We start from the raw sequence: 6,597 nt of genomic DNA, 5'->3' as shown, positions 1-6,597 counted from the left end.
GGCCAGGTGCGCCCGCAGGAGTGCAACGAGCTGTCGCTCGCCGGCCGAGAGCGACTCCCCGCGCTGGCCCACCTTGGTCGCGAGTCCGCGCGGCAGCCCGTCGAGCCAGTCGCGCAGGCCGAGCTCGTCCGCCGAGGCCCAGATCTCCGCCTGGGTGGCGTCGAGCTTGCCGTAGCGCACGTTGGCGGCGATCGAGTCGTCGAAGAGGAAACCCTCCTGCGGCACGAGCACCACGCTCCTGCGCAGCGAGTGCTGGGCGATCTGCCGTAGGTCGATGCCGTCGAGGAGCACCGCACCCGACCCCGGGTCCATCAGCCTCGTCAGCAGCTTCGCGAACGTCGACTTCCCCGAACCGGTCTCCCCGACGATGGCCACCCGCGTCCCGGCACCGATGTGCATCGACACGTCGCAGAGCACGTCGGGACCATCTGGATAGGCGAAGGTCACGTCGTCGAAGGTGATGTCGAGGGGGCCGCGCGGCAGCTCCTGGCCGTCCGGCCCCGGGTCGACGAGATCCGCCGGTGTCTCCAGGATGCCGATCACCCGGCGCCAGCTCACGATCGCGTTCTGCGCGTCGGTGAGGATCTGCGTGCCCATCTGCACCGGACCGACGAACAGCGTCACCAGGAAGGCGAACGCCAGCACCCTGCCCGCGGTCATGTCGGTGGTGAAGCCCAGCAGGACACCCACGATCAGCACGCCGGCGTTGGCCAGCCCTGCGGAGATGCCGCCGAGCGAGAACGAGACGACCGTGAACTTCTGGGCCCGCGTGCTCGCCACCTTGAAGTCGTCGATGGCGGTGTCGATCCGGCGCTGCGTGCGGTCCTCGACGGCGTACGAACGAACCACTGCCGCGCCCACGACGGGCTCGCTGATCGCGCCGAGGAGCACGCCGACCTGGTGCCGGACCACGCCGTAGGCCTGCGACAGCTTGCGCTGGAAGTAGCGGATCGAGGCGAACAGCGGCGCGAAGCAGAGCCACACGACCAGCGCGAGCTGCCAGCTGTAGATGACCATGATCACCGTCGCCACCAGCATCTGGCCGACGCTGACCACGAAGATCAGCCCGCCGAACACCAGGAACTGGCTGACCTGGTCGACGTCGCTGGTCACCCGCGAGACGAGCGCCCCGCGGCGCTCGGTGTTCTGGGTCAGCAACGGCAGGTCGTGCACGTGCCGGAACGCCTTGCTCCGCAGCGTCGCAAGCCCGCGCTCCGACGTCGTGAACAGCCGGGTCGTCATGAGGTACGACGCAAGGCTGGTCACCACGATCGCCAGCGCCGCCGCCAGGCCCAGCCACACGACGTAGGACAGCCGCGGCCCGTCCGGACCGTTGAGCCCCTTGTCCAGGGTCTGTTGTACGGCGATGGGCACGACGACCTGCCCGCAGGACGCCACCACGGCGAGCAGCAGGGTGACGCCCAGCCCCTCGCGCAGCTCGGGGGAGATCGCGACGCCGCGACGGATGGTGTCCAGCGCGCCGATGTCCTCGCAAGAGTCCATCCGGGTCGCGTTGTTCGTCAGCGTGCTCATGACGGGGTCCCCGCGGCGTTGTTCGGAGCAGCGACGCGGAGGAGAGGAACGTCGTGGGGTGTTGTCATACCTGCTCCTCGTGGGCGGCCTGCTCGTAGGCGTTGACGAGGCGCGCGTAGTCCCGGCTGCGGTCGAGCAGCTCGGTGTGGGTGCCGCGGTCGGCGATGGTGCCGTTGTCGAGGTGGATCACCTCGTCGGCCAGGCCGATCGTGGCCTTGCGGTAGGCGACCACCACGAGCGTGGTGCCGGTCGAGCCGGCACGCAGGCTTGCGAGGATGCGCGCCTCGACCTCGGGGTCGACGGCGGAGGTGGCGTCGTCGAGGATCAGCAGCCGGGGGCGCCGAACCAGCGCGCGGGCCAGGGAGATGCGTTGCCGCTGGCCTCCGGACAGCGACGTGCCGCGCTCCCCCAGCCTGGTGCTGAGCCCGTCGCCGAGCGCGGCGACGAAGCCGTCGGCCTGCGCGTCCCGCAGCGCCGCCCAGACCGCCTCGTCCGGGATGTCGGCGCCCAGGGTCACGTTGCCGCGGACGGTGTCGTCGAAGAGGAAGGCGGTCTGCGGCACCAGCGCGACCGCGTCGGCCAGCGCACCCCGGGCCAGGTCGCGCAGGTCCTGCCCGTCGACCGAGATGCGCCCGGCATCAGGGTCGACCAGGCGGGTCATCAGCGAGGTCAGGGTGCTCTTGCCGGAGGCGGTCGCTCCCACCACGGCGACGGTTCGGCCGGGCTCGACGTCGAAGGTGACGCCCCTGAGCAGGGGCGCGTCGGCGTCGTAGGCGTAGTGGAGCCCGTCGACCACCAGGCGAGCGCCGCGCTCGTCGGCGGGGATGCGCGCTGCGCCGTACTCCATGGAGCCGGTCGCCGCGAGCACGGCCTGGGTACGCCGGAAGCCGACGACGCTGCGCGGGAACTCGCCCAGCAGCCAGCCGATCGCCCGGATCGGGAACGACACGATGGTCAGGAGGTAGGCGACCGTCACCACGTCGCCGGCGTCGGTGGCGCCGCTCGACACCCGCGAGACACCGACCGCGAGCACGACGAGCACACCGATGTTGGGCAACGACGCGAGCGTAGGGTCGAAGGCGGCCCGGATGCGCCCGGCCTTGATGTTGACGTCGCGCAGCACGTTGGCCTTGTCGCGGAAGCGATCTGTCTCCTCGCCCTCGCGGCCCAGCGTCTTGACCACCATCGCGCCGTCGAACGACTCGTGGGCGATCTCGCTGATCTCCGCGCGCAGGCCCTGGGCGTGCGTCATCAGCGGCGAGGCGAGCCGCTGGTAGGCGAGGTTGGCGAGCACCACGGCCGGGAAGACGAGGAGGCCGACGATGGCCAGCACGACGTCAGCGAGCAGCATCTGCACGACCGCGATGACCATCATCACGACAGTGCCGAGCGCCATCGGCAGCGGCGCGATCGGTCCCCACGCGGCCTCGACGTCGGAGTAGGCGTTCGACAGCAACTGCCCGGTCGGGTGCCGCTGGTGCCACTCCATCGGCAGCGTGAGGTACTGCCTCGTCACGGCCCGCCGGGTGTGGGCCTGCATGCGGAACTGCATGATGCCGGCGCCGAGGCGGCGGGCGACGATGCCGACCGCGCGCAGGATCGCGACACCGAGGAAGAGCGCGAGCACGCTCAGGAGCAGTCCGGTGCCGATCTCGCCCGTCTCGAAGGCGGGGATGACGACGTGGTCCGTGGACCAGCCGAGGACCCAGGCGTCGGCCACGGTGAGGACGGCGAAGAGCACGGAGCCGAGGGTCGAGAGCATGAAGATGCCCGGCTCACGCCTGATCGCGTGACCCAGCACGGCGAAGCCTTCACGGGTGGTCGAGCCCTGCAGCGCTGCCCCGTCGTCACTCACCATCGCAGGCTACCGTCGGACCCATGACGTCCTTCGCCCGCCGTGAGCGACTCGCCCTGGCCGACCTCGCCGAGCGGCTCGGTCCCGACGCGCCCACGCTGTGCGGCGACTGGACGACGCGCGAGCTGCTCGCACACCTCATCGTCCGGGAGGGCAGCGCCCTGGGTGCGCCGGGCATCGTGCTGTCGCCGCTGTCGGGCCTCACCGACCGGGAGATGGACCGGGTGGGCGACTGGGACTACGCGGACCTGGTCGAGCGCGTGCGCCGACCACCGCGCTGGAGCCCCGCCTCGGTGCCCGCCTACGAGGGGCTCGCGAACCGGATCGAGCTGTTCATCCACCATGAGGACATCCGCCGCGCCGCCCCCGCCTGGGAGCCGCGCGAGCTGTCGACGAAGGACCAGGACGCGTTGTGGCTGCCGCTCAGGACCGTCGGCCGGGTGCTGCTGCGCAAAGCCACCGTGCCGGTCGCACTGCGGCGTACGGACACCGGAACTCGCACCCTGCCGCGCCGGGGCAAGGGCGGCGTGGAGGTGGCCGGCCTGCCGGCGGAGCTGGTCCTGTTCTGCTACGGGCGTGAGCAGGCAGAGGTCGGGTTCACCGGCAACGAGGACGCGATCGCGACGTTGAAGGCTGCCGACAAGGGCCTGTAGGCGTCAGGCACGGATCCGCGAGAGGAACGCGCGCGTGCGCTCCTGCTGCGGGTCGCCGATCACCTGCGCCGGCGTGCCGGACTCGTGGATGACGCCGTCGTGCAGGAAGCACACGGTGTCGGCCACCTCACGGGCGAAGCCCATCTCGTGGGTGTTGAGCACCATCGTCACGCCCTCGCCCTTGAGGTCGGAGAGCAGGTCGAGCACCTCGCCGACGAGCTCAGGGTCCAGGGCCGAGGTCACCTCGTCGAGCAGCATCAGGCGCGGACCGGTGACGAGCGCGCGAGCGATCGCGACGCGCTGCTGCTGACCACCGGAGAGGTCGTCGGGCCGGGACCTGGCCTTCTCCGCGAGTCCCACCCGGTCGAGCATGGCGAGGCCGCGCTGCTCGGCCTCGGTCGCCTCGACGCCGTGCACCTTGCGCAGCGCCAGCGTCACGTTGCCGAGCACGGTCAGGTGCGGGAACAGGTTGTAGGCCTGGAAGACCAGGCCCATGCGCGCGCGGACCTCGTCGCCGTTGACCCGCGGGTCGGTGATGTCGTCGCCCTCGAAGGTGATGACGCCGTCATCGACCGTCTCGAGCAGGTTGGCGCAGCGCAGCAGCGTCGACTTGCCCGAGCCGGAGGCGCCGATCAGCACCACGCACTCGCCGCGACTGACGGTGAAGTCGACACCGTTGAGCACCACGTTGGGGCCGAACGCCTTGCGGACGCCGGACATCTCCAGGACCTTCACGTCACCATGCGGTGAGCCCGTTCCTCGGTCGTCTGTGTCGCTCACATCAGGCTCCCCGCGCCGTGGAAGCCCTGCTTGCGGGCATACCAGTCCGTCAGCCGCGCCATCGGCACGGTCAGGCAGATGAACAGGAACCCCGCGACGACGTACGGCGTGTAGTTGAAGTCCTTCGCCGTCTCGATCTGCGCCGCGCGGATCGCGTCGATGACCGTGCCGAGCACCGCGATCAGCCCCGAGTCCTTCTGCAGCGAGACGAGGTCGTTCATCAGCGCGGGCAGCACGCGCCGCCAGGCCTGCGGGAGCACGACGTGGCGCAGGGTCTGGGCATAGGTGAGCCCGAGCGCACGCCCGGCGAGGCGCTGGGACTGGTGGACCGACTCGATGCCGGCACGGAAGACCTCAGCGACGTACGCCGAGTAGGACAGCACGAGCGACGCGCAGCCCCAGAACAGCGCACTGCGAGGCAGGCCCGACAGGTCCAGGGCGGGTCCGCCGAACCCGAGCAGGAAGATGACGAGCAGCAGCGGGAGGCCCCGGAACACGTCGACGTACACCGTGCCCAGCAGGCGCAGCGGGAACGCGATCGGGCCGCGGGTCGTGCGCATCACCGCGATGGTCAGGCTGAGCATCACGATGGCGATCGCCGAGATCACCATGATCTTGACGTTCACCCAGAGCCCGGCGAGCACGGCCGGGAACGCGTCGACCGCCTTCCCTGCGTCGAAGTAGGTCTCGTGGACCCGCTCCCAACCGGGTGAGCTCACGACGAGTCCGCCGACGACGCCCAGCACCAGGAGCGTGCTGGCCGCGGCGACGGCGGTGCTGCGCGCGGCCTGGCGACGGCGGAAGCTCTCGCGCTCGAGCTGGATCGCGGAGGGCTGCCAGTCCTTGACCTCCGTGCGCATCAGGAGAGCTCGGGAGCGCCCTGCTGCTCCAGCCACTCGGACGCGATCTGGTCGAGGGTGCCGTCAGCACGCAACGCGTCGACGGCCTGGCTGACGCAGTCGGTGAGCGGGCTGTCCTTGTCGAGCACGGCGCCGAACTGCTCGACGTCGCCGTCGGGCAGCGGCAGCTGGCCGACGATCTTGCCCTTGTCGAGCTGGACGGCGGTCATGTAGTAGGCCGTGGGCAGGTCGACGACGATGCCGTCGATCTGGCCGTTCTTGAGCGACTGCACCGCCTGGTCGTTGGTGTCGAACGCGGCCGGCTGCTCGGACGTGCCGATCGTCTCGGTGATCGCGGTGTAGCTCGTGGTGCCCACCTGCGCGCCGAGCCTGGCGTCGGCGAGATCGGCGATCGAGGTGGCGCCGTCGATGGCGCTGCCAGCGTTGGTGATCACGGTCTGGCGGACGTCGTAGTAGCCGCTGGAGAAGTCGACGGCCTTGCGGCGCTGCTCGGTGATGGAGACCTGGTTGACGTCGAAGTCGAACTTCTTCTCTCCCGGGCTGACGACGGCGTTGAACGGCACGGTGACCCACGTGACCTCGTCGGTGGAGTAGCCCAGTTGCTCGGCGATGGCGAAGGCCACGGCGGACTCGTAGCCCTGACCGTTGGTCGGGTCGTCGTCGACGAACCACGGCTCGTAGGCCGGCGAGTCGGTGCCGATGGTCAGGGTGCCGGCTGTGAGCGTCTGCAGGCTGTCCTTGGCGCAGGCGTCGGCCGAGGAGGTCTCCGAGGACGTGTCACTGGCCGTGCCCGAGGCGTCGTCGGCCTCGTCGCGCGGCGCGCCGCACGCGGTCAGGGCAGCTCCGAGAACGAGGAGGACGGCGAGGGGAGCGGTGGCGGCGAGGGTGCGGGAGATCGTGCGCATGCACGAATCGT

General features: G+C 70.5%; 6 protein-coding genes. 1 reads left to right on the top strand and 5 read right to left on the bottom strand.

The features are described from left to right. Nucleotides 1-1,533 (bottom strand): ABC transporter ATP-binding protein (locus RMO85_RS04395; RefSeq protein ID WP_310526713.1); only part of this gene is annotated, 1,533 nt, incomplete at its 3' end. 64 nt (nucleotides 1,534-1,597) lie between these two features. Then, nucleotides 1,598-3,388 (bottom strand): ABC transporter ATP-binding protein, encoded by a 1,791-nt coding sequence (locus RMO85_RS04390; RefSeq protein WP_397203087.1) that lies wholly within the window; start codon nucleotides 3,386-3,388, stop codon nucleotides 1,598-1,600. Between the two features lie 23 nt (nucleotides 3,389-3,411). On the opposite strand from RMO85_RS04390, the gene RMO85_RS04385 reads away from it, so the two are divergent. After that, nucleotides 3,412-4,041 (top strand): TIGR03085 family metal-binding protein, encoded by a 630-nt coding sequence (locus RMO85_RS04385; protein WP_310526710.1) that lies wholly within the window; start codon nucleotides 3,412-3,414, stop codon nucleotides 4,039-4,041. A 3-nt stretch (nucleotides 4,042-4,044) separates the two neighbouring features. On the opposite strand, the gene RMO85_RS04380 is transcribed toward RMO85_RS04385, so the two are convergent. The 3 genes from RMO85_RS04380 to RMO85_RS04370 are packed head-to-tail and all read right to left on the bottom strand — an operon-like array spanning nucleotide 4,045 to nucleotide 6,586. Then, nucleotides 4,045-4,776 carry an amino acid ABC transporter ATP-binding protein gene (locus RMO85_RS04380; RefSeq protein WP_310526708.1) on the bottom strand — a complete coding sequence of 244 codons (732 nt, stop codon included), beginning with the start codon at nucleotides 4,774-4,776 and terminating at the stop codon, nucleotides 4,045-4,047. 41 nt (nucleotides 4,777-4,817) lie between these two features. Further along, nucleotides 4,818-5,681: an amino acid ABC transporter permease gene (locus RMO85_RS04375; RefSeq protein ID WP_310526706.1), complete on the bottom strand. Its 864-nt coding sequence runs from the start codon at nucleotides 5,679-5,681 to the stop codon at nucleotides 4,818-4,820. Continuing rightward, complete coding sequence (locus tag RMO85_RS04370) at nucleotides 5,681-6,586, bottom strand: ABC transporter substrate-binding protein (protein WP_397203089.1); 906 nt, start codon at nucleotides 6,584-6,586, stop codon at nucleotides 5,681-5,683. The genes RMO85_RS04375 and RMO85_RS04370 overlap by 1 nt, the downstream gene beginning before the upstream one ends. Between the last annotated feature and the right edge of the window lie 11 nt (nucleotides 6,587-6,597).

The organism is Nocardioides sp., from assembly GCF_031422975.1.
Lineage (GTDB): Bacteria > Actinomycetota > Actinomycetes > Propionibacteriales > Nocardioidaceae > Nocardioides.
The sequence above is the reverse complement of the archived record's forward strand: the minus strand, read 5'-3'. Positions and strand labels throughout refer to the sequence as shown.